Raw genomic sequence first — 23,000 nt, forward strand, 5'->3', positions numbered from 1 at the left:
TCTTTCTCCCAAATAATTCGGGAGGCCAGAGGCCTCCCAAATTGCAACACATCAAATGATGATCAATCGATGGTGCGTTTAATTTCAATCACTTCGAACACTTCGATCATATCGCCAACGCGAACGTCGTTATAGTTCTTCACGCCAATACCACATTCCATGCCGTTACGAACTTCGTTGACGTCATCTTTGAAGCGACGCAGTGATTCCAGTTCGCCTTCATAGATAACCACGTTGTCACGCAGTACACGGATTGGGTTGTGACGTTTGATGATACCTTCAGTGACCATACAGCCCGCGATGGCACCAAACTTCGGTGATTTGAACACGTCACGTACCGCAGCCAGACCGATAATCTGCTGTTTGAACTCTGGAGCCAGCATACCGCTCATCGCAGCTTTCACTTCGTCGATCAGATTATAGATGACGGAGTAATAACGCAGGTCAACGTTTTCAGCGTCAATCACGCGGCGAGCAGATGCATCAGCACGCACGTTGAAGCCGAGAATGATGGCGTTGGATGCTGCAGCCAGCGTGGCGTCGGTTTCGGTGATACCACCCACGCCTGAACCGATAATGCGTACTTTCACTTCGTCGGTAGAGAGTTTCAGCAACGAATCAGAGATGGCTTCAACAGAACCCTGTACGTCAGATTTCAGTACGATGTTCAGCTCAGACACTTCGCCTTCAGTCATGTTGGCGAACATGTTCTCCAACTTAGACTTCTGCTGACGCGCCAGCTTAACTTCGCGGAATTTGCCCTGACGATACAGTGCAACTTCACGCGCTTTCTTCTCATCACGTACTACAGTCGCTTCATCACCCGCAGCCGGCACACCGGACAGACCGAGGATTTCGACTGGAATGGATGGACCCGCTTCCAGTACTTCACGACCCAGTTCGTCACGCATCGCACGTACACGGCCATATTCGAAGCCGCACAGCACGATATCGCCTTTGTTCAGCGTACCTTCACGTACCAGCACGGTAGCAACCGGGCCACGACCTTTGTCGAGGAACGATTCAATCACCACGCCGCTCGCCATACCTTCACGGATAGCAGACAGTTCCAGAACTTCAGCTTGCAGCAGAATCGCATTCAGCAGGTCGTCGATACCGGTACCGGCTTTCGCAGAGACGTTAACGAACATGTTCTCACCGCCCCACTCTTCCGGAAGAATTCCGTATTGGGTCAGTTCGTTCTTAACGCGGTCTGGATCAGCATCTGGCTTATCAATTTTGTTAACCGCAACAACCACTGGCACACCGGCTGCTTTCGCATGCTGGATAGCTTCAACGGTCTGAGGCATCACGCCATCGTCAGCAGCCACAACCAGGATAACGATATCCGTGGCCTGCGCACCACGAGCACGCATTGCGGTAAACGCGGCGTGTCCCGGGGTATCGAGGAAGGTGATCATACCGTTGTCAGTTTCAACGTGGTAAGCACCAATATGCTGGGTAATACCGCCCGCTTCGCCTGATGCCACTTTCGTTGAACGAATGTAGTCAAGCAGCGAGGTTTTACCGTGGTCAACGTGACCCATGATGGTGACGACTGGCGCACGGCTTTCCTGCGCAGCATCGGTGTCACGATCGTCCATTACCGCTTCTTCCAGCTCATTCTCGCGGCGCAGGATCACTTTGTGACCCATCTCTTCCGCAACCATCTGAGCGGTTTCTTGATCGATAACCTGGTTAATGGTCGCCATGGCGCCCATCTTCATCATCGCTTTAACGACCAGAGAACCTTTGATCGCCATTTTGTTAGCCAGTTCAGCAACGGTGATGGTTTCACCGATTACAACATCGCGGTTAACCGCCTGAGCTGGCTTGTTAAAGCCCTGCTGCAGGGTGCTTGGCTTACGATGCTTACCGCCTTTGCCGCCACGCACCTGAGCACGCGCTTCTTCGCGATCGGTTTTAGCTTCAGAGTGCTTGTTGCCTTTCTTAACCGGACGAGCCGCTTTGGTGGTGCGGGCACGTGCACGGCCAGCTTCTACCTGGCGATCGTTCTCGTCTTCTGCCTGGCGGGCGTGAGTAGAGGTAGTGACGTGATAATCGCCTTTATCCTCTTCTTCAGGTTTTGCCCATTCAGCGCCTTTCTCTTCAGCCAGGCGGCGGGCTTCTTCAGCCACGCGGCGCGCATCTTCTTCCAGCTTACGGCGTGCTTCTTCTTCTGCTTTACGTTTCAGTTCGGCAGCTTCTGCTTCACGACGGGCTTTATCAGATTGCGCAGCCTTGGCTACTACATCGGTAGGTTGATTAGTCAATTTCTCTTTTTCCGCTGCTTCACGTTTAGCCTTGTCAGCGGCTTCGCGCTTGGCTTTGTCTTCGGCTTCACGTTGCGCTTTCTGTTCAGCTTCGCGACGGGCTTGTTCTTCCGCCTCGCGACGCGCCTGCTCTTCCGCTTCACGCTGCGCCTCGGCTTCCGCTTCTGCCTGAGCTTGCTCAGACTCTGCATCGCCTTTCACGTATGTGCGCTTTTTGCGGACTTCGATTTGTACCGACTTACTTTTACCCCCGGTGACGGGAATATTCAAGGTGCTGCGCGTCTTGCGCTGCAAAGTCAGCTTGCTTGAACCGGTCTGACCGTGCTCACGATTCAGGTGAGACAGTAAGGTTTCTTTCTCTTGCTGGGATACCGCATCGTTTTCAGACTTACGGATCCCTGCATCAGCAAATTGCTGTACCAGGCGATCGACCGGGGTCTGAATTTCGGCGGCCAGCGATTTTACGGTTACATCTGTCATGCTGTTCCTTCCTGTTATTACGCGTCATCGCCGAACCAGCAGATATTACGTGCAGCCATAATCAGCGCACCGGCTTTCTCGTCATCCAGCCCTTCAATATCTGTCAGATCGTCAACACCTTGCTCAGCGAGATCTTCCAGCGTGCAAACGCCTTTCGACGCCAGGCGATACGCCAGCGCACGATCCAAGCCCTCAAGATTCAGAAGATCCTCAGCGGGCTCCTGATTACCAAGGCTCTCTTCTTTCGCTAATGCCAGGGTGGTTAACGCATTTTTTGCTCGTTCACGCAGGGCTTCAATGGTCTCTTCATCGAGGCCGTCGATTTCCAGCAGCTCGTTGATTGGCACATAAGCCAATTCTTCCAGCGAAGAGAAGCCCTCTTCCACCAGAATGGTGGCGAACTCTTCGTCGATGTCGAGATGTTTGGTGAACATATCGATCGCTGCATGGGCTTCAGCTTGGTGCTTAGCCTGCAGATCATCGACGGTCATCACGTTTAGTTCCCAACCGCTCAGTTGGGAAGCCAGACGCACGTTTTGGCCGTTACGGCCGATCGCCTGAGCCAGATTGCCGGCTTCAACAGCGATATCCATGGTGTGATTATCTTCATCCACCACAATTGACGCCACATCGGCTGGCGCCATAGCGTTGATAACGAACTGCGCCGGGTTGTCGTCCCACAGCACAATGTCGATACGCTCGCCACCCAGCTCGCTCGAAACCGCCTGGACACGCGCACCGCGCATACCGACGCAAGCGCCCACTGGATCAATACGTTTATCGTTGGTCTTCACCGCGATTTTGGCGCGTGAGCCCGGATCGCGCGCTGCCGCTTTGATCTCGATAACTTCTTCGCCAATTTCTGGCACCTCAATGCGGAACAACTCGATCAGCATTTCTGGTTTAGAACGGGTGACGAACAGCTGCGCGCCACGCGCTTCAGGGCGAACGGCATACAGCACACCGCGGATACGATCACCTGGACGGAAGTTTTCACGCGGCAGCATGTCTTCACGCAAAATCACGGCTTCAGCATTGCTGCCGAGGTCCAGTGAAATGTTGTCACGGTTCACTTTCTTCACCACGCCGGTGATGATTTCGCCTTCGTGCTGACGGAACTGATCAACCACCATTGCGCGCTCAGCTTCACGTACTTTTTGTACGATAACCTGCTTAGCAGTTTGGGTGGTGATACGGTCAAAGGTGACAGATTCAATCTGATCTTCGACAAATTCGCCCAGATTGAACGCTTCGTCTTCATAACGGGCTGCATCCAGCGTGATCTCGCGAGTCGGCTGCGTGACTTCTTCTACAATCTGCCAGCGACGAAAGGTGTCGAAATCGCCGCTGCGGCGATCGATGCTGACACGCACTTCGATCTCTTGCTCATACTTCTTTTTGGTCGCAGTGGCCAAAGCGCTCTCCAGCGCTTCGAAGATTTTCTCACGCGGCAGGGCTTTTTCGTTAGAAACGGCTTCTACTACAGCTAAGATCTCTTTGTTCATCCTGGTTAGCCTCAATCCGGACTTTTAAAAGTGGGGGACCAGGTTCGCTTTCTGAATGTTGCTCAGCGCGAACACTTCATCGTTACCCTCAACGGTCACCGTGATCATCTCGCCTTCAACAGACTTGATGATACCCTGCCATTTACGGCGGTTTTGTACGGCCATGCGTAGTACCAGGCTCACCTCGTCACCGACAAAACGTGCATAGTGTTCAGCAGTGAAAAGAGGACGTTCGAGACCCGGCGAGGAAACTTCAAGGTTGTAAGCCACGGTAATTGGATCTTCCACATCCATTACTGCGCTAACCTGGTGGCTAACATCGGCGCAATCATCAACATTGATACCCTCTTCACTATCAATATAGATGCGCAGGGTTGATGTGCGACCACGAATAAACTCAATACCGACTAATTCGTAGCCAAGCGCTTCTACTGGAGCAGAGATCAACTCTGTCAATTTTTGCTCTAATGTGGACAAGCCCACCCCCAAGACATAAAAAAAGGGCCTATAGCCCAGTGTTTCGATTTCCTGATAACAAAAAACCCCGAATATTCGGGGCTTTTTGTGACTGGACCCTGTACGCCGCATAGCGGCTTCGGAGCACAATCCAAAAGAATTTTTTTCAAAAATCACTGAGATTGCGTCCGTCGATGCATACAGTATATTTAAAAAAAGAACTCTAAGGGAAAGTGGTTGCGGGGGCCGGATTTGAACCGACGACCTTCGGGTTATGAGCCCGACGAGCTACCAGGCTGCTCCACCCCGCGTCCGAAAACGTGGCGAATAATACGCCGACCTTGCAAAAAATGCAAGTTAAACTGAGATTTGGTACCGAGGACGGGACTTGAACCCGTAAGCCCTTTCGAGCACTACCACCTCAAGGTAGCGTGTCTACCAATTTCACCACCTCGGTACATCACTAGACTGCGACGTTGTTTTATCGCACTACAGCGTTGACGATCTTACTGCGGGATATCATTGCCCGGTGTTGCCGGTTTAGCTGGCTGAGTCTGCTGTTCAGACTGCGCCGGCGCAGTGAGGTTATCCCACTCGCTACCTTTGGCTGTTTTATTACTGTTCAGGTTACCCAGAACCAGGCTGATGATGAAGAACAGCGTAGCCAGTACCGCGGTCATACGAGTCATAAAGTTGCCAGACCCATTTGAACCAAACAGCGTACCAGAAGCGCCTGCACCGAATGAGGCTCCCATATCAGCGCCTTTGCCTTGCTGCAGCATGATCAAACCCACGAGGCCAATCGCTACAATAAGGAAAACAACTAACAGAGCTTCGTACATAATCAACCTGTTTCCTTGCGCGTATCTGCACAGTTAAAGCTTCAACCAATATCGATGGGGAGTCTCGTCATCACCCATCAGAAGCGGGTGTGAATACTAACCAAAGGCACATACCTCTGCAAGTGCAATTTTCACCATCGCTTTCGATTGCGGAAAAAAGCACCATCCCGGTGATTTTGCAGGCGGAAAGTTTAAAAACTCCCCGCCTGAAAACTTACACCGCTTTTACTGCATCCGCGATTTTATGCGCCAGCGCACTGACCTGCGCCTCATCTTCACCTTCCACCATTACACGAATCAGGGGTTCAGTGCCGGATTTGCGCAGCAACACGCGACCGCGTCCCGCCAGCGTTTTTTCAGCTTCCGAAGTCACAGCTTTCACGCTTTCGCTTTCCAGCGGATCGTGCTCGCCAGCGAAGCGCACATTGACCAGAATCTGCGGCAGCATTTTCATGCCGCTGCACAGGTCATGTAGCGTCATATGGTTGCGTACGATTGCAGTGAGCACTTGCAAACTTGCTACGATGCCGTCGCCGGTGGTGGTTTTATCAAGCAGAATGACGTGACCGGAGTTTTCGGCTCCTAGACGCCAGCCCTTCTCCTGCATTTTTTCCAGCACATAGCGGTCGCCCACTTTCGCACGGGTAAACGGAATACCCAGCTGTTTCAGTGCCAGTTCCAGACCCATGTTGCTCATTAACGTGCCCACCACGCCACCGCGCAGCTGGCCCTGACGCAGCCCTTCACGCGCAATGATGTAGAGAATTTGATCGCCATCGACTTTGTGACCTAAATGGTCAACCATCATGATGCGGTCGCCATCACCGTCGTACGCCAGTCCGAGATCGGCCTTCTCTTCCAATACGCGATGCTGCAGCAAACGCAGATCGGTCGCACCGCAATCTTTGTTGATGTTCATGCCATCCGGCTGCACGCCGATAGCAATCACATTCGCACCCAGCTCACGCAGCACATTAGGCGCAATGTGATACGTCGCGCCATTCGCACAATCGACCACAATCTTTAGCCCATTCAGGCTCAGCTCGCTTGGGAAAGTCCCTTTGCAGAATTCGATGTAACGACCAGCAGCATCGACAATGCGACTGGCGCGGCCCAGTTCAGCCGACTCTACGCAGGTGATCGGCTTTTCCATCTCCAGTTCGATGGCTTCTTCAACTTCATCCGGCAGCTTGGTACCTTCAGCCGAGAAGAATTTGATGCCATTGTCGTCAAAGGGATTATGAGAAGCTGAAATGACAATACCCGCTTCCGCGCGGAAAGTGCGGGTCAGATAAGCAATTGCAGGTGTCGGCATCGGGCCGGTGAAGGCCGCTGACAATCCCGCCGCCGCCAGGCCCGCTTCCAGTGCCGATTCCAGCATATAGCCTGAAATACGCGTATCTTTACCAATCAATACTTTGCGTGAACCCTGGCGCGCCAGCACCTTACCCGCCGCCCACCCCAACTTGAGGACAAAATCAGGGGTAATCGGTGCTTCACCGACTTTGCCGCGAATCCCATCTGTACCGAAATATTTACGATTACTCATGCTTTATCCTTTTGCTCTCCGTGTCGCTTCGACGACGCGCATCGCTTCGACAGTCTCTTTCACATCATGCACGCGAATAATTTGCGCCCCTTGCATGGCGGCAATCACCGCACAGCTGAGGCTTCCGGTCAGACGCTGGGCCGGACCGACATTTAGCAACTGCCCAACCATCGACTTGCGTGACATTCCTACCAACAGCGGTAAGCCGTAGTGGTGGAAATGGCTGAGGTTGGCCAGCAGTTCATAGTTGTGGCTGAGATTCTTACCGAAACCGAAGCCAGGATCGAGCATCAGGTTATCTTTTTTGATGCCGGCGGCTTCACATCGCGCAATCTGTGCAGCGAAGTAAGCATCCACTTCGCTCACGATGTGGCTATATTCCGGTGCCTGCTGCATGGTGCGCGGTTCTCCTTGCATATGCATCAGACACACCGGCAAGCCTGTTTCTGCCGCCGCCGCCAGCGCGCCCGGTTCGGACAAAGAACGAATGTCATTGATAATGTGAGCACCCACTCGCGCCGCTTCACGGATCACTTCTGGCTTGGAAGTATCGACCGAAATCCACACCTCAAAACGCTGCGCGATGGCTTCCACCACCGGAATAACGCGTGCCAGCTCCTCTTCCACGCTAACTTCATCAGCGCCCGGACGCGTTGATTCACCGCCCACATCAATAATGGTGGCACCGGCATTCACCATTTCATTGGTGTGCGTCAGCGCATTGACCAGCGTGTTGTGACTTCCACCATCAGAGAAAGAGTCCGGCGTGACATTCAAAATACCCATCACATGGGGAAAAGAGAGATCGAGATGGGAATCACGGGCGAACAACTTCATGGCGAGAATCTCCTTGAGGAATCACTGAATCGCGGAATGTAAAAAACCCCGGACTGGCCGGGGTTTGCATTGTAACAAATATTGCGGGAGGGAGAACTGGCGGTGAGCAACGCCTCCCGCCAGAATGCCATCACATGATCTTGTCTGAACCCGGCGTTTTCGGGTCATCAACAGGACGTGGAGCCTGCGTAGAGTCGCCGTTACCCACAGCAACTTTCGCCTCTTCCCAACCTGCTGGTGGACGCACTTCGCGGCGTGCCATCAGATCGCTGATCTGCGGTGCATCGATGGTCTCATACTTCATCAGCGCGTCTTTCATCGCGTGAAGGATGTCCATGTTTTCATTAAGAATACGGCGTGCACGCTGGTAGTTGGTATCGATAAGGTGTTTAACTTCCTGATCGATAATGCGCGCCGTTTCATCTGACATGTGTTTTGCTTTCGCCACTGAGCGACCGAGGAACACTTCGCCCTCTTCTTCAGCGTAAAGCAATGGACCCAGCTTCTCAGAGAAGCCCCACTGCGTAACCATGTTGCGTGCTACGCTGGTCGCCATTTTGATGTCAGATGAAGCACCGGTAGAAACATAGTCCGGACCATAAATGATCTCTTCCGCCAGACGTCCGCCGTAAGCCACAGAAATACGGCTTTCCAGCTTCTGACGGTTGGCGCTGATCTCATCGCCTACTGGCAAGAAGAAAGCCACACCCAGAGCACGACCACGCGGAATGATGGTGACCTTGTGCACCGGATCGTAACCCGGAACCAGCGTACCCACGATCGCGTGACCCGCTTCATGATAAGCCGTCGATTCTTTCTGCTCTTCGGTCATCACCATGGAGCGACGTTCCGCACCCATCATGATTTTGTCTTTGGCTTTTTCAAACTCAACCATCGAAACAACACGCTTGTTGCCGCGAGCAGCAAACAGCGCAGCTTCGTTGACCAGGTTAGCCAAATCCGCACCGGAGAAACCAGGCGTACCACGTGCGATAACTGATGGATCCATATCGGTTGCCAGCGGCACGCGACGCATATGGACTTTCAGAATCTGCTCACGACCACGCACGTCTGGCAGACCCACCACAACCTGACGGTCGAAGCGGCCTGGACGCAGCAGCGCCGGGTCAAGTACATCTGGACGGTTAGTTGCCGCGATAACGATGATGCCTTCATTACCTTCAAAGCCATCCATCTCAACCAGCATCTGGTTCAGCGTTTGTTCACGTTCATCGTGACCACCGCCTAAACCGGCGCCACGCTGACGGCCAACCGCATCGATTTCATCGATAAAGATGATGCACGGTGCCGCTTTCTTCGCTTGTTCGAACATGTCACGCACACGAGATGCACCTACACCGACAAACATTTCCACGAAGTCAGAACCGGAAATGGTAAAGAACGGGACTTTGGCTTCACCAGCAATCGCTTTCGCCAGCAGCGTTTTACCGGTACCCGGAGGGCCGACCATCAGGACGCCTTTCGGAATTTTACCGCCCAGCTTCTGGAAACGGCTCGGCTCACGCAGATACTCAACCAGCTCACCGACTTCTTCTTTGGCCTCATCACAACCGGCCACGTCAGCAAAAGTGGTTTTGATCTGATCTTCGGTCAGCATGCGGGCTTTGCTCTTGCCGAAGGACATCGCGCCCTTGCCGCCGCCGCCCTGCATCTGCCGCATAAAGAAGATCCACACGCCAATCAGCAGCAGCATTGGGAACCATGAGATGAAGATGGAAGCCAGCAGGCTTGGTTCTTCAGGCGGTTCGCCAACGACTTTGACGTTTTTGGTCAACAGGTTATCGAGTAACTTAGGATCGTTGACGGGGATATAGGTGGTGTATTTATTGCTGTCTTTTTTGACAACGTTAATCTCACGCCCGTTAATTCGTGCCTCGCGGACCTGATCTTGGTTCACTTCCGATAGGAAAGTTGAATAATCAACCCTACGGCCATTCGACTCGCTGGGCCCAAAGCTCTGGAATACAGACATCAGCACGACCGCGATGACTAACCAGAGAATCAGGTTTTTCGCCATGTCACTCAAGGGATTAACCTCATATTACAACGATGTTAACAGACAGCGTAGGGTACTATAGATCCTTCATACCTGGAATCGCAGTGCGGATGATTTTGCTTGTTTACCCTGAAACTCAGAATTACACATCAGAGTAAACGCATTGGTCGTCTTGCTTTGATTCCGGCAATTCGGGCTAAAGTTTGCGCCCCGTCGCCACAATGTACACTTCGCGCGAACGTAATCGCGAAGCGTCCGGCTTACGAATTTTTACTTTCGTAAACAGGGAGCGAATTTCCCGCAGGTATTCATCGAAGCCATCTCCCTGAAACACTTTCACGACAAAACTGCCGCCTGGGGCCAGGATATCCCGACACATTTCCAGCGCCAATTCTACCAAATACATCGAACGTGGAATATCAACCGCAGGTGTACCGCTCATGTTGGGTGCCATATCAGACATCACCACCTGCACCTTTTGGTCGCCAACGCGCTCCAGTAAGGCGTTAAGTACCGCCTCATCACGAAAATCGCCCTGCAAAAAATCAACGCCGACAATCGGATCCATTGGTAACAGATCGCAGGCGATGATACGACCACTTGATCCGATAAGCTGAACCACGTATTGCGACCAACCGCCGGGTGCCGCACCGAGATCAACAACCGTCATCCCGGGTTTGAAAATCTTGTCACCCTGCTGAATTTCTTCAAGTTTAAACCAGGCACGCGAACGTAACCCTTTTTTCTGTGCCTGCAGCACATATTTATCGCTAAAGTGTTCCTGTAGCCAGCGACTGGAACTGGCCGAACGCTTTTTACCCGTCATAATTTTTCCAATTAAATCGTCATCGTAGCGATAAATCAGCACGCAATGGTCGCGTTGATTTGGCGATATACCCGAGATGGCGGTAGAATGAACCGTTTTCAATCCCTGAGTAAGCAAAAAATACGATGAATCTGAGTACCAAACAAAAACAGCACCTGAAAGGCCTTGCCCATCCGCTTAAGCCGGTTGTCATGCTGGGCGGAAATGGCCTGACCGAAGGCGTGCTTGCCGAAATCGAACTGGCGCTCGAGCATCACGAATTGATCAAGGTAAAAATTGCCTCGGAAGATCGTGAAACTAAGCAGCTGATCGTGGACGCTATCGTGCGTGAAACTAAAGCAGGCAACGTACAGGTAATCGGCAACACGCTGGTGCTGTATCGCCCTGCCAAAGAGCGTAAAATTACTCTTCCGCGTTAATCATGCCTTTAAAGGCGGCGACGGGCAAAGAAAGTGCCACGCTCCTGCATGTGATAAAAGGCCGCAATGCGGCCTTTTTCCTTTCTTTACAAAATGCAGCGACATATTGCAAAGCGTAGCAATATCTTAAAGGTATTCCACCTTCAGAACTTCATATTCCACATCCCCGCCTGGGGTTTTCACAATCGCGACATCGTCGGCTGATTTTCCAACCAATCCACGCGCCATCGGCGAATTCACTGAAATCAGGTTCTGCTTGAAGTCAGCTTCATCGTCACCCACGATGCGATAGGTGAACTCTTCTTCCGTATCCACATTGAGGATGGTCACGGTAGCGCCAAAAATTACGCGACCGGTTTTCGGCATGGCAGTCACATCAATGACTTGCGCATTGGAAAGCTTGGCTTCAATCTCCTGAATACGCCCCTCGCAGAAACCCTGTTCTTCGCGAGCCGCATGATATTCGGCATTCTCTTTCAAATCGCCGTGCTCACGGGCTGTGGCGATGGAGGCGATGATGCGCGGACGCTTCACAGTTTTCAGTTCGTTCAGCTCTTCGCGCAGCTTCTCAGCGCCTTTCAACGTCATCGGAATCTGATTCATTTTGGCTCCTCGTCATCTATCCTGGTTAACGGCGTCATCCTGACCGGTGACAGCAGAAAATAGCTTCTGCAGCGCGTTACCTCTTTTCACAAGCAAAAGAAGCCTGACCCGGAAAGCTTTCCGGGTCAGGTTCGGTTTTGCATTTTGATACGTATTTTACCCCAGAGTTCCCTGTGGGTCATCGTTTACTTTGCACCGTCCGGGGACGTAGTATTGACGCCCTCACCCGTCAGTTACCGCGAGATTATGCGATTTTCACGACTTGTTACCGGATTAACCTGTGCGTTTATGCTGCAGGCACAAGCAGCTCCCGTTGAAGAATACATGCAGTATTTGCCAGACGGCGCAAACCTGGCGCTGATGGTACAAAAAGTGGGCGCATCCACCCCGATAATCGATTATCACGGCAAACAGATGGCGTTACCGGCCAGCACCATGAAAGTGATGACAGCGCTGGCGGCTTTATTAGAGCTCGGGCCCGATTTTCGTTTCCAGACCACCATGGAAACCAAAGGAGCGGTCAATGACGGCACCCTGAATGGCGATTTAGTGGCACGATTTGGCGGCGATCCTACGCTGAGCCGCCAGGATCTGCGCAACATGGTCACGGCGCTGAAAAAGCAGGGCATCACCCATATTAAGGGCAATCTGGTGATCGACACCTCGGTGTTCGCCAGCCACGATATGGCGCCAGGCTGGCCGTGGAACGATTTGACGCAGTGCTTCAGTGCGCCACCGGCAGCGGCCATCGTCGATAAAAACTGTTTCTCAGTATCGCTGTATAGCGCCAATACGCCGGGCGAAAACGCCTTTGTGCGTATCGCCTCCTATTATCCGGCCCACATATTCAGTCAGGTGCGCACCATTGGCCGCAACAGCGGTGACGGACAATATTGCGAGCTGGATGTGGTGCCAGGCGAGCTCAATCGTTACACCTTAACCGGCTGCATGCGTCAACGTTCAGAGCCGCTGCCGCTGGCCTTTGCCGTGCAGGATGGTGCTGCGTGGGCCGGTGAGATACTTAAAGCCGAGCTGCGCGCCGCCGATATTGATTACAGCGGTCATCTGGTTCGCCAGGCGCAAGTGACGTCGCCGGGTACCGTGTTGGCTTCAACACAATCAGCGCCGCTGCACACGCTGCTGCACACTATGCTGAAGAAGTCGGACAACATGATTGCCGACACCGTGTTCCGCACCATCGGCCATCATTACTTCAATGTGCCGGGCACCTTCCGCGCGGGTTCAGATGCGGTACGTCGTATTCTGCGCGAAAAAGCCGGGGTCGATCTCGGCAACAGCATTCAGGTTGATGGTTCCGGGCTGTCGCGTCATGACCTGATCGCGCCAGAGACCATGATGCAAGTGCTGCAATACATTGCGAAAAATGATTCGACACTGAATTACATTTCGATGCTGCCGCTGGCCGGTTACGACGGCACGCTGCAATATCGTGGCGGTCTGCATGAAGCAGGGCTGGATGGCAAAGTCTCGGCGAAAACCGGTTCGCTGCAGGGCGTCTATAATCTGGCAGGATTCATCACCACCTCCAGCGGCGCGCGCGTCGCCTTTGTCCAGTTCCTGTCCGGTTACGCGGTACCGCCGGAAAATCAGAAAACGCGCCGCATTCCGCTGGTACGTTTTGAGAGCCGCCTCTATACGGATATCAACAAGAACAACTGATGAAACTGCTAATCGTTGAAGATGATGCGCTGTTGCAATCGGGCCTTGCGCAGGCGTTAAGCTCGCAAGGCTACGCCATCGACTGCGCCAGTACCGCCGCAGAGAGCAACGCGCTGCTGCGTAGCGGTCAGTACAGCCTGATCGTGCTCGATCTCGGCTTGCCGGATCGCGATGGCGCATCACTGCTGCGACAATGGCGACGTGACGGCATTGCGGTGCCGGTACTGATCCTCACGGCGCGCGATGCGCTGGAGGATCGCGTTGATGGTCTGGATGCCGGCGCTGACGATTACCTGGTGAAGCCGTTTGCGTTGGTTGAACTGCAGGCACGCGTGCGAGCGCTGATCCGCCGTTATCAGGGCCACAGCGATAACCTGCTGCAACAGGGCGATCTGACGCTCAATCTCAGTTCACAACAGGTTCTGCTGGAAGATCAGCCGCTGGAGATCACGCCCAAAGAGTTCGCACTGCTCACCCGCTTACTGATGCGCGTGGGGCAAAACGTACACCGCGAAACGCTGCAGCAGGATCTCTACAGCTGGAATGACGATCCCGGCTCCAACACTCTCGAAGTTCACATCCACAATTTGCGTCGCAAGCTCGGAAAAGATCGCATCAAAACCGTGCGCGGCGTCGGTTACCGTCTGGAAATCCGCGAATGAACAGCATGCGTCAGCGGTTATTGATTATGCTGGCGCTGATTCTCCTCACCTGTCAGGTGATGAGCGCCATCTGGCTGTGGCATGAAAGCCGCGAGCAGATCAGTTTTTTAGTCAACGAAACGCTCTCTGCGCAGGCGCGTAACGATCGGGTAGAAAACGAGATCCGTGAAGCCATTGCCTCGTTGCTGCTGCCTTCCTTAGTCATGGTCGCCCTCACCTTACTGCTGTCGTTTTGGGCGATTAACTGGATTATTCGTCCGCTGAAATCGCTGCAGGACAGCCTTGCGCATCGTTCAGCGGATAATCTGACACCGTTGCCGATCTACTCCGAAATGGATGAGATCGTGGCGGTAACCACCTCGATCAACCAACTGTTTTCACGCCTCAATCACACGTTGCAGCAGGAGCGCCTGTTCACCGCCGATGCGGCGCACGAGCTGCGCACGCCGCTGGCCGGATTGCGCCTGCATCTCGAGCTGCTCCACCAGCTGAACGTGCCGCAGAGCGAGATGCTAATTGAACGTATCGATCAGCTGATGCACACCGTGGAACAACTGTTGATGTTATCGCGCGCCGGGCAAGCGCTGGCGGGCGGTCACTATCAGCAGTTGCAGTGGCAACAGGACATCATGCAGCCGCTGGAGCCAGAAATGACTGAGCTGTATCAACAGCGTCAGCAAATCCTGCACTGGCCACAGAACGACGATGTGCCGCAGCAAGGTGAAGCAGTGCTGCTGCGCCTGATGCTGCGCAATCTGCTGGAAAACGCCTCGCGCTACAGCCCGGAAGGCAGCGAAGTCGTGGTGAAGATGCAGCAGGACCAGCAGCAGGTGATTATCGAAGTGTGGGATCAAGGCCCGGGTATTGAAGCCGCCGCTGCGGAAGAGCTGACGCAGGCGTTTCGTCGTCGCGATCAGCGTTATGGCGGCAGCGGTTTGGGTTTGAATATCGTGCTGCGCATCGTGCAGATGCATCGCGGCAGGCTGGAGCTGGTGAACCGTGAAGATAGCAGCGGGCTGATTGCCCGCTGCTATTTACCGCATCAACTGATTGGTTAAACGCCGTTAGAAGTGGGTATTCAGGCTCATAAAGTAAGTACGACCAGATTCGTTGTAGGTATTCGCACCCGCTCCATACAGATAAGAGTTGGTGTTGGCGTTACCGGTGGTTTGCGCATTACCTTCGCGATAGTGACGTTTATCGAACAGGTTATCGATGCCCACCGTGACGCTGGCGTACTTGTTGATATCGTAGGTACCGCTCATACCGATAATTGAGTAAGGACTCACTTTATCCGTTGCGCTGCCGGTCGAAAGATTTCCTTTGTAATCATACTTCTTCGGCGTCTGTGTGCCGTACCAGGTCAGTGTAGTTTGCAGCGACAGATCCTGTGTCGCCTGCCAGCTCAGCGTCGAATTCAGCGTGTATTCCGGAATCACCGATAAACGATCGCCGGTCTCTTTGTTCTTACTCTGCAGCATATAGGTGAAGTTGTTATTCCACATCACGCTGTCGGAGAACGGCACGTTGACGGTGCCTTCCAGCCCTTCCACCACCGCTTTCGGTACGTTTTCCCACTTATAAATATCTGTGGTGCCATTGGATGCTTTGCTCACTGGCGAGTAACCGGCTTCGATCTTGTTGCGATAATCGTTGCGGAACCAGGTTAAACCGGCCTGATAACCTTCGTGTTTCCACTCCAGACCAATCTCTTTATTGATGCTGTTTTCCGCTTTCAGGTCGCTGTTACCCTGCAGATAACAGGCGCCGGTGCTGGCCGCACAACCCTGACCGTTGCTGTACAACAAGTAGTTCGGGTTGGTCTGATACAGGCTCGGCGCTTTATAGGCGCGACCAATCCCCATCTTCAGCGTGAAGTCATCGCCCAAACCTTGTGACAGGTTGAGCGACGGGCTCCAGTTATTGCCAACAATCGAGTGATGATCGAAACGCAGGCTTGGCGTCAGCATGGTGCTGTCGGTCAGCTCCATGTTGTCTTCCGCAAACAGCGAGAAAATCTCTGCCTGGGAATACGGGCTGCGACCGGTGTTATCGATGCCCGGCACCGCACCGTAGCTCGCCGCCTGCGTGTTGGAAGAGCCATCCTTCATGCGCTGCTGGTTCCATTCGGTACCCAGCGTCGCCGTTTGGTTAAACAGCAGCTCAAACGGAATGCTGACTTCGCTATGCAGCAGCACGTCATCCAGCTGAATGGTGTTGAAACCGCTGTTAGAGAAGATGCCTTCGGTGCCGCCGGCCAAACCTTCATTGATACGCGAGTTGCGGGTTTTCTCATAGCGCGCGTAGGTATTGGTGCTGACGCCGTTATCCCATGCGCCGGTCCATTTTAATGAGACGTTCTGGCGATACAGGCGGTTAGTTTCATCACCGTACAGGCTTTTCACCAGCGCGCTGGTGTTGGTGTTCTGCGTATCACCCGCATACAGGTTGCCCTGACGGCTGTAACCGGCCTGCAGCTCCAGCGTCTGCATCGGTGCAAACGCCCAGCTCAGCAAAGCATTAATATCTTTATTAACCGAACCTTCACGACCGGCCGGATAGCTGCCCGCATAGCTGCCAGTGCGCGCCGCCGCATGCCCTTCGTTGATGTCATAGGCATCGGCCTGGGTTTTGGCTAAACCACCGTACAAACGGAAGTTGAAATCATCGCCCAGCGGCCCTTCGAGACTGAAGTTAGTGCGCTTAGTGGCGCCTTCCGCTTTATGTTCCGGCACGTTGTAATAGGTGTTCCAGGAACCGTGCCACTGCTGATCGGTCTGTTTTTTGGTGATGATATTCACCACACCGCCCGCCGCGCCGTTACCGTAACGCACCGCAGCAGGTCCGCGAATCACGTCGATGTGATCGATCATCTCCGGCGGCACCCAGTTGGTGTCGCCACGCGTATCACGCTCGCCGCGCCAGCCAAGGCGCACCGAGTTGCGGCTGGTGATCGGCATGCCGTCCACCATGATCAAGGTGTTTTCCGGGCCCATACCACGAATATCGATCTGGCGATTGTTACCGCGCTGGCCGCTGGTGGAGTTGCCTGTCAGGTTAACGCCTGGCATGGTACGGATAATTTCAGACACATCACGCGCGGGCGGATGTTTTTTGATTTCGTCGGCGGTAATGGTTGAGACGCCCGGCGCTTGCAGGTTCTGCTGCTGCGCGGTGACCATCAAGGTGCCGCCGTCCATTGATTGTGCGTCAGTCGTGCTGGCAGAGGTTTTGCTGGAGGAAGTCTCTGCTGCCCAGGCGCTGCTGGAAAGCAGTGAGGCGCTGAGCCCCAGTTCAATCAGAATGGCTAACGATAACCGTGAGTAATTTTTCATTTTATACGTTCCTGGATGGCCAGCAAAAAGCCGTTGAATGCTTAACTGGCGAGCCGGTGAGAAGATCCCTGTCCATATCGCGCCCAGTTCCAGACCCTTCAAACCATCCGTAGCGCAACCTTACCGAACGGTAAGCCTCTGGCGGAACAGGCGTGCTCATTTTTGAGCGCAGTCACCCTATTGCAAATGCAAATTATTATCAATAGTATTATTCATCAAGCTTATGTAAATCTCCGCGTAAACACCGACTGGCAGCCCTATGACCTGGCGAAATGATGTAACCGGCAGTGCAGCCTGGTGGCAGGCGCAACAATCCCAAGGCATTCCCCGCATTGAGTTAGCAGACGATGGCCAATGTCAGGTCACCTTCTTCTGGCGTGATCCGCAAGGCGATGAGACGCAATCATCGACCCAGCGCGTGTGGATTAACATTACCGGCGTGACCGATCACCACCAGCGCCGCCCGCCGCAGTCGTTAATGCGTGTGGCGGGCACCAACGTCTGGTATTGGCAGACCTCGCTGCCCGCCAACTGGCGCGGCAGTTACTGTTTGATGCCCGATGAACAGGCCACGGACTTCACTGGCGTTGCCGACATGTCCACGCTGCGCAACTGGTGGCGCGACAAATTCCCGACGGCGCAGGCCGATCCTTTGAACAGCTTACGTGGCTGGTCCGGTGGTCGCGGCATGGGCGTCTCGCCGCTGCATCTGCCTCACGCACCCGATCAACAGCTGTGGCACGCGGTGGATAACGGCACAGCGCCAACCATTGAACTGCAACAGCAACAATGGGATAGCGCGCTATTAGGCAACAGCCGCAAGGTGTGGATTTACACCACCGGCGCAGCCAATCCCGCACAGCGTCCGCTGGCCATCATGCTTGACGGGCAATTCTGGGCGCACAGCATGCCGATTGCCGGACCGCTGCAGCAGCTCACTGATGCCGGTTCTTTGCCGCCAGCGGTGTATCTGTTTATCGACATCATTGACCGCGAACATCGCAGCCGCGAGCTGCCGTGTAACGCGCAGTTTTGGCAAGCCATTCAGCAAGAACTGTTACCGCAAATTGCACAATCAACGCCTTATCGCCAGCAGGCGGACAGTACCATCGTCGCCGGACAAAGCTTTGGCGGCCTGGCGTCGGTGTTTGCCGCGCTGCACTGGCCGGAAACCTTTGGCAACGCGCTCAGCTTATCGGGCTCCTTCTGGTGGCCGGAACGCGGCAATCCGCACGGCTGGCTGCTACAGGCGCTGGATAACGGTCTTGCACCGCGTCAACCGCTGCGTTTCTGGCTCGAAGCGGGCAAACGCGAAGGCTTGATTCTGCAAGCTAATCAACAACTTCAACAGCAGCTTAGCGCTGCCGGCTATCAGGTGAATTACCTGCCGGTGGAAGGCGGCCATGACGCGCTCTGTTGGCGCGGCGGCCTGCTGAATGGCCTGCAAGCGCTGTGGAGCAAACCGGAGCATCCATGTCCGAATCCCTGATGAATAAGCCTATGACCGACCAACAAACCTTGCCGTTAGTCGCGGCACAGCCCGGCATCTGGATTGCCGATCAGCTGTCACCTCACCACAACGCTTACGCGGTGGCGCACTTTGTCGAACTGCGCGGTGAGATTGATAGCGCCCTGTTGGCGAAGGCGATCGTTGCGGGCATGCAGGAAGCCGACACGCTGAATATGGCCTTTGGTGAGGTGGAAGGCGAAGCGTTGCAGTGGCCGCAGCCACACGCCTTTAGCCTGCCGCAGATTGTCGATTTGCGCGCGGAGGCCGATGCGGCCGCCAAAGCGCGCGCGCTGATGCGTGACGACATGAATGGCGATCTGCGCGTATTGAGCGGCGCAAAGCTGTGGCATCACCGCCTGTTCCGTCTCGACGATCAGCATTGGTTTTGGTATCAGCGCTATCATCATTTGGTGGTGGATGGCTTCAGCTTTACCGCGCTGACGCGCCGCATCGCCAATCTCTACAGCGCGGCCGTACGCCAGCAAGCCGCTGAACCGACGCCGTTTATTCCGTTTAGCGAAGTGGTGGACGAGTATCAGCGCTACCGCGAATCCTCCTCTTTTGCGCGTGACAGCCAGTTCTGGCGCGAAAAAGGCGCGGCGCTGCCCTCACCGGCTTCGCTCTCGCCGCTGCCGCTCGCCGGTCAACACGCCAGCACCGATCTGCTGCGCCATAGCGTTACGCTGGATCGCAGCACCTTCCAGACGCTGGTGCAGCAGCATCCGCACGCCAGCGCGGCCGATCTCGCCTTTGCGCTGGTGGCGCTGTGGCTGGCACGTCTCAGCGGGCAAAACGACTTTGCCGCTGGCTTCATCTTTATGCGCCGCATCGGCTCGGCCGCCTTGTGCGCCACCGGTCCGGTGATCAACGTATTGCCGATGGCAATCCATTACGATCCGACGCAGCCGATCGGCGCGCTCGCCGCCCAGCTGGCGGGTGAAGTGAAAAAGATGCGTCGTCATCAGCGCTATGACGCCGAACAGGTGCAGCGCGATCTCGGCCGCCTCGGCGATGGCGACCCGCTGTACGGTCCGGTGATCAACCTGAAGATGTTTGACTACCAGCTCGATTTCGCTGGCGTGGAAGGCATCACCCATCAACTGGCGTCCGGGCCGGTGCGCGATCTGGAGATCGCCATTTACATCAGCGAGCACGGTGAACTGACGCTGGAGCTGCTGGCCAATGCCGAACGCTATAGCGAACAAACCTTGCAGCGTCATGCCAGCCGCTTTGCCCTGCTGCTCGATCAGCTGGCGCAACAGCCGCAGCGGCCGTGCGGCGAACTCGATCTGCTCACTGCCGAAGAGCATGCGCAGATTGCCGCAATCAACCAAACCGCCTATCCGCTGCCAGCAGAAACGCTGGCGTCACTGTTAGCGCAGCAGGCGGCACGCACCCCCGATGCACCGGCGCTGGCCGATGCGCAGCATCAGCTTAGCTATCGCGCGATGCAACAGCAGGTGTTTGCGCTGGCCGCCGATCTCAGCGCCGCCGGCGTGCAGCGTGGCGATATTGTCGCCGTGGCGCTGCCGCGTTCAGTGCAGCTCTCCCTGGCGCTGCAGGCGATTGTTTCGCTCGGCGCTGCCTATTTACCGCTCGACACCGGTTATCCGGATGACCGCTTACAGCTGATGCTGGAAGACGCCGCGCCAAAAACGCTGATCACCTGCGCAGCGCTCAGCGCGCGCTTCAGCGCCATCGCGTCGGTCAATCAGCTGCATTTTGATGTGCTGTATCACAATGCCCATGCACCGCAGCCGGCCAGCGCGCCGACGCCGCAGGATGGCGCCTACATCATTTACACCTCAGGTTCGACCGGTCGCCCTAAAGGCGTGCTGGTGGGGCATGAAGCCATCGTCAATCGCCTGTTGTGGATGCAGGATCGCTATCCGCTGCAAGCCGACGACGTGGTGCTGCAAAAAACCCCGAGCAGCTTCGACGTTTCGGTGTGGGAATTCTTCTGGCCGCTGCTGGTCGGTGCGCAGTTGGTGATGGCACCGCCAGAAGCCCATCGCGACCCGGAAGCGCTGCAGCAGCTGTTTGCCCGCTACCAAGTCACCACCACGCATTTCGTTCCCTCAATGCTGGCGGCCTTTGTCGCGGCGCTGGATGATCAAGCGGCAATTGCCTGCTGCGCCAGCCTGCGTAACGTGTTCTGCAGCGGTGAAGCGCTGCCGACGGATTTATCGCGCGAGTGGGAAAAACTGACGCGCGTGCCGCTGCACAATCTGTATGGCCCAACCGAAGCGGCGGTGGATGTCAGCTGGTATCCGGCGTTTGGTGCTGCCCTGGCCGCCGTCGAAGGTGCCAGCGTGCCGATTGGTTTCCCGGTGTGGAATACCGGCCTGCGCATCCTTGATGCCCGCATGCAGCCGGTGCCGCCGGGCGTGGCGGGCGATCTCTACTTAACCGGCGTGCAGCTGGCGCATGGCTATCTCGGCCGTCCCGATCTCACCGCCAGCCGCTTTATCGCCGATCCTTTCATGCCCGGCGAGCGCATGTATCTCACCGGCGACGTGGCGCGCTGGCTGGATAACGGCGCGGTGGAATATCTCGGTCGCAGCGACGATCAGCTGAAGATTCGCGGTCAGCGTATCGAACTGAATGAGATCGATCATGTGCTCAGCGCGCAGCCCGGCATTGAGCAGGCGGTCACACACGCGGTGGTGCTTGGCGGCACGGCAGCGCAAGGTGATGCGCGTCAGCTGGTCGGCTACGTGATTGCCGGGCAGCCGGTTGATCGCGACGCGCTGCGTCAGGCGCTGGCGCAACGCTTGCCCGCGCATATGGTGCCGGTAGCCATTGTGCAGCTCGATGCCTTCCCGCTCAGCAGCAATGGCAAGCTGGATCGCAAAGCGCTGCCGTTGCCCGCATCCGCCGGCGCCAGTGCGGGACGTGCACCGCACGCTGGGCTGGAAACCACCTTAGCTAATGCTTTCTGTCAGCTGCTGGCGCGCGAGGAAATCAGCGCGCAGGATGACTTTTTCTCCCTCGGCGGCCATTCGCTGCTGGCGATGCGCTTAGCGGCGCAGCTGCGCCGTGAGCTGCAACAGCCGGTGTCGGTGGGACAAATCATGGTGGCCTCCACGGTGGAGAAGCTGGCAACGCTGCTCAGTGATACGCAATCCCATCAGCAAGCCGGTTTCGAAGCGGTGCTGCCGCTGCGTCAGGGCAACGGACCAACGCTGTTCTGCTTCCATCCGGCGTCAGGGTTTGCCTGGCAATTCAGCATCCTGCAGCGTTATCTCGATGCGCGCTGGTCGCTGGTCGGCATTCAGTCGCCGGATATCAGTAGCCCGCTGAACCAAAGCGCGCATCTGGATGACGTGTGCGACGCCCATCTGCAAACCCTGCGCGACGTGCAGCCGCACGGACCTTACTATTTCCTCGGCTATTCGCTTGGCGGCACCCTGGCGCAAGGCATTGCGGCCCGGCTGGAAGCGGCCGGTGAAGAGGTGGCGTTCCTCGGCCTGCTGGATACCTGGCCACCAGAAACGCAAAACTGGGATGAGAAACGCGGCGAGAACGTGCTGGATCCGGCGGTGCTGGAAGAGGTGAACCGCGAGCGCGAGCAGTTTATCGCCGCGCAGCGCCATCAGGCCGGCGAAGAGATGCGTGCGATGTTCGATACCATCGAGGCCAACTACGCCAGTTCGGTGCGCCTGCTGGCGACCGCACGCAGCGCGCGTTTCAACGGTCGCGCCACGCTGTTCCTCGCCGAACAGACGCAGCAGCCAGGACAAGATGCGCGCCGCGCCTGGGCACCCTATGTTGGTGAACTGGAAGTGTGGCCGATGGATTGCGCCCACGTGGAGATCATTTCACCGCAGATGTTTGAGCAGATTGGACCGTTGTTGCAGCGGTTGTTGGGATAGCGATCTTTCCCTCACCCTAACCCTCTCCCGCAAGCGGGAGAGGGAACAATCAGGAGCCGCTGACGGGAGAGGGAATGTTTAGGTGTGGTAACGGGTGTAACATACAAGCTGGGTCGGCCCCTTCTCCCGCT

16 protein-coding genes and 2 tRNA genes are annotated in these 23,000 nt (G+C 55.5%); 6 read left to right on the top strand and 12 right to left on the bottom strand.

The annotated features are described in order from the left end of the window. Positions 1–62: 62 nt before the first annotated feature. The 10 genes from infB to rlmE form a co-directional block, all read right to left on the bottom strand. Complete coding sequence (gene infB, locus ACVLVH_RS13400) at positions 63–2,753, bottom strand: translation initiation factor IF-2 (RefSeq protein WP_064737725.1); 2,691 nt, start codon at positions 2,751–2,753, stop codon at positions 63–65. Between the two features lie 17 nt (positions 2,754–2,770). Beyond that, entirely contained in the window at positions 2,771–4,258 is a 1,488-nt protein-coding gene (gene nusA / locus ACVLVH_RS13405) for a transcription termination factor NusA (protein ID WP_101762251.1), read from the bottom strand. 24 nt (positions 4,259–4,282) lie between these two features. Next, positions 4,283–4,735 (bottom strand): ribosome maturation factor RimP, encoded by a 453-nt coding sequence (gene rimP / locus ACVLVH_RS13410; protein ID WP_137386838.1) that lies wholly within the window; start codon positions 4,733–4,735, stop codon positions 4,283–4,285. 213 nt (positions 4,736–4,948) lie between these two features. Then, positions 4,949–5,025 (bottom strand) — tRNA-Met (locus ACVLVH_RS13415). Between the two features lie 59 nt (positions 5,026–5,084). Further along, a tRNA-Leu gene (locus ACVLVH_RS13420) sits at positions 5,085–5,171 on the bottom strand. A gap of 49 nt (positions 5,172–5,220) precedes the next feature. After that, positions 5,221–5,556, bottom strand: a complete 336-nt coding sequence (gene secG / locus ACVLVH_RS13425) for a preprotein translocase subunit SecG (RefSeq protein WP_007886689.1) — start codon at positions 5,554–5,556, stop codon at positions 5,221–5,223. A 214-nt stretch (positions 5,557–5,770) separates the two neighbouring features. Then, positions 5,771–7,105, bottom strand: coding sequence for a phosphoglucosamine mutase (glmM, locus tag ACVLVH_RS13430; RefSeq protein WP_192412499.1), 1,335 nt, complete (start codon positions 7,103–7,105; stop codon positions 5,771–5,773). A gap of 3 nt (positions 7,106–7,108) precedes the next feature. Continuing rightward, positions 7,109–7,942, bottom strand: a complete 834-nt coding sequence (gene folP, locus ACVLVH_RS13435; protein WP_336768416.1) for a dihydropteroate synthase — start codon at positions 7,940–7,942, stop codon at positions 7,109–7,111. 130 nt (positions 7,943–8,072) lie between these two features. Next, the gene (gene ftsH, locus ACVLVH_RS13440; RefSeq protein WP_036620266.1) at positions 8,073–9,980 is read right to left on the bottom strand and encodes an ATP-dependent zinc metalloprotease FtsH; all 1,908 of its coding nucleotides are present in this window, start codon (positions 9,978–9,980) and stop codon (positions 8,073–8,075) included. Positions 9,981–10,155: 175 nt separating this feature from the next. Then, positions 10,156–10,785: a 23S rRNA (uridine(2552)-2'-O)-methyltransferase RlmE gene (gene rlmE, locus ACVLVH_RS13445; RefSeq protein ID WP_007886684.1), complete on the bottom strand. Its 630-nt coding sequence runs from the start codon at positions 10,783–10,785 to the stop codon at positions 10,156–10,158. A 125-nt stretch (positions 10,786–10,910) separates the two neighbouring features. Between rlmE and yhbY the strand changes: the two genes are divergently transcribed. Next, the gene (yhbY, locus tag ACVLVH_RS13450; RefSeq protein WP_007886683.1) at positions 10,911–11,204 is read left to right on the top strand and encodes a ribosome assembly RNA-binding protein YhbY; all 294 of its coding nucleotides are present in this window, start codon (positions 10,911–10,913) and stop codon (positions 11,202–11,204) included. 126 nt (positions 11,205–11,330) lie between these two features. On the opposite strand, the gene greA is transcribed toward yhbY, so the two are convergent. Continuing rightward, on the bottom strand, positions 11,331–11,807 hold the full coding sequence (gene greA / locus ACVLVH_RS13455; protein WP_101762255.1) for a transcription elongation factor GreA: 477 nt from the start codon (positions 11,805–11,807) through the stop codon (positions 11,331–11,333). 246 nt (positions 11,808–12,053) lie between these two features. Here greA and dacB point away from each other — a divergent pair, with 246 nt between their 5' ends. Genes dacB through pmrB form a run of 3 tightly spaced genes read left to right on the top strand, consistent with a single transcriptional unit; the run spans position 12,054 to position 15,207 of the window. Further along, positions 12,054–13,487, top strand: coding sequence for a serine-type D-Ala-D-Ala carboxypeptidase (gene dacB / locus ACVLVH_RS13460; protein WP_312464599.1), 1,434 nt, complete (start codon positions 12,054–12,056; stop codon positions 13,485–13,487). After that, positions 13,487–14,149, top strand: a complete 663-nt coding sequence (pmrA, locus tag ACVLVH_RS13465) for a two-component system response regulator PmrA (RefSeq protein WP_101762257.1) — start codon at positions 13,487–13,489, stop codon at positions 14,147–14,149. Before dacB ends, pmrA begins: the two co-directional genes overlap by 1 nt. Then, positions 14,146–15,207 carry a two-component system sensor histidine kinase PmrB gene (gene pmrB / locus ACVLVH_RS13470; RefSeq protein ID WP_280172401.1) on the top strand — a complete coding sequence of 354 codons (1,062 nt, stop codon included), beginning with the start codon at positions 14,146–14,148 and terminating at the stop codon, positions 15,205–15,207. Before pmrA ends, pmrB begins: the two co-directional genes overlap by 4 nt. Before the next feature lie 6 nt (positions 15,208–15,213). Here pmrB and ACVLVH_RS13475 read toward each other — a convergent pair whose 3' ends face one another. Continuing rightward, a complete protein-coding gene (locus ACVLVH_RS13475; RefSeq protein ID WP_110868070.1) occupies positions 15,214–17,484 on the bottom strand; it encodes a TonB-dependent siderophore receptor in 2,271 nt (756 codons plus the stop codon). A 259-nt stretch (positions 17,485–17,743) separates the two neighbouring features. Between ACVLVH_RS13475 and fes the strand changes: the two genes are divergently transcribed. Together fes and ACVLVH_RS13485 are read left to right on the top strand one after the other, a co-directional pair. Beyond that, positions 17,744–18,973 (top strand): enterochelin esterase, encoded by a 1,230-nt coding sequence (gene fes / locus ACVLVH_RS13480; RefSeq protein WP_312464601.1) that lies wholly within the window; start codon positions 17,744–17,746, stop codon positions 18,971–18,973. Next, positions 18,958–22,869 (top strand): enterobactin synthase subunit F, encoded by a 3,912-nt coding sequence (locus ACVLVH_RS13485; RefSeq protein WP_498949525.1) that lies wholly within the window; start codon positions 18,958–18,960, stop codon positions 22,867–22,869. The genes fes and ACVLVH_RS13485 overlap by 16 nt, the downstream gene beginning before the upstream one ends. The last annotated feature ends 131 nt before the right edge of the window (positions 22,870–23,000 follow it).

It is taken from the genome of Kluyvera sp. 1366 (assembly GCF_054823405.1).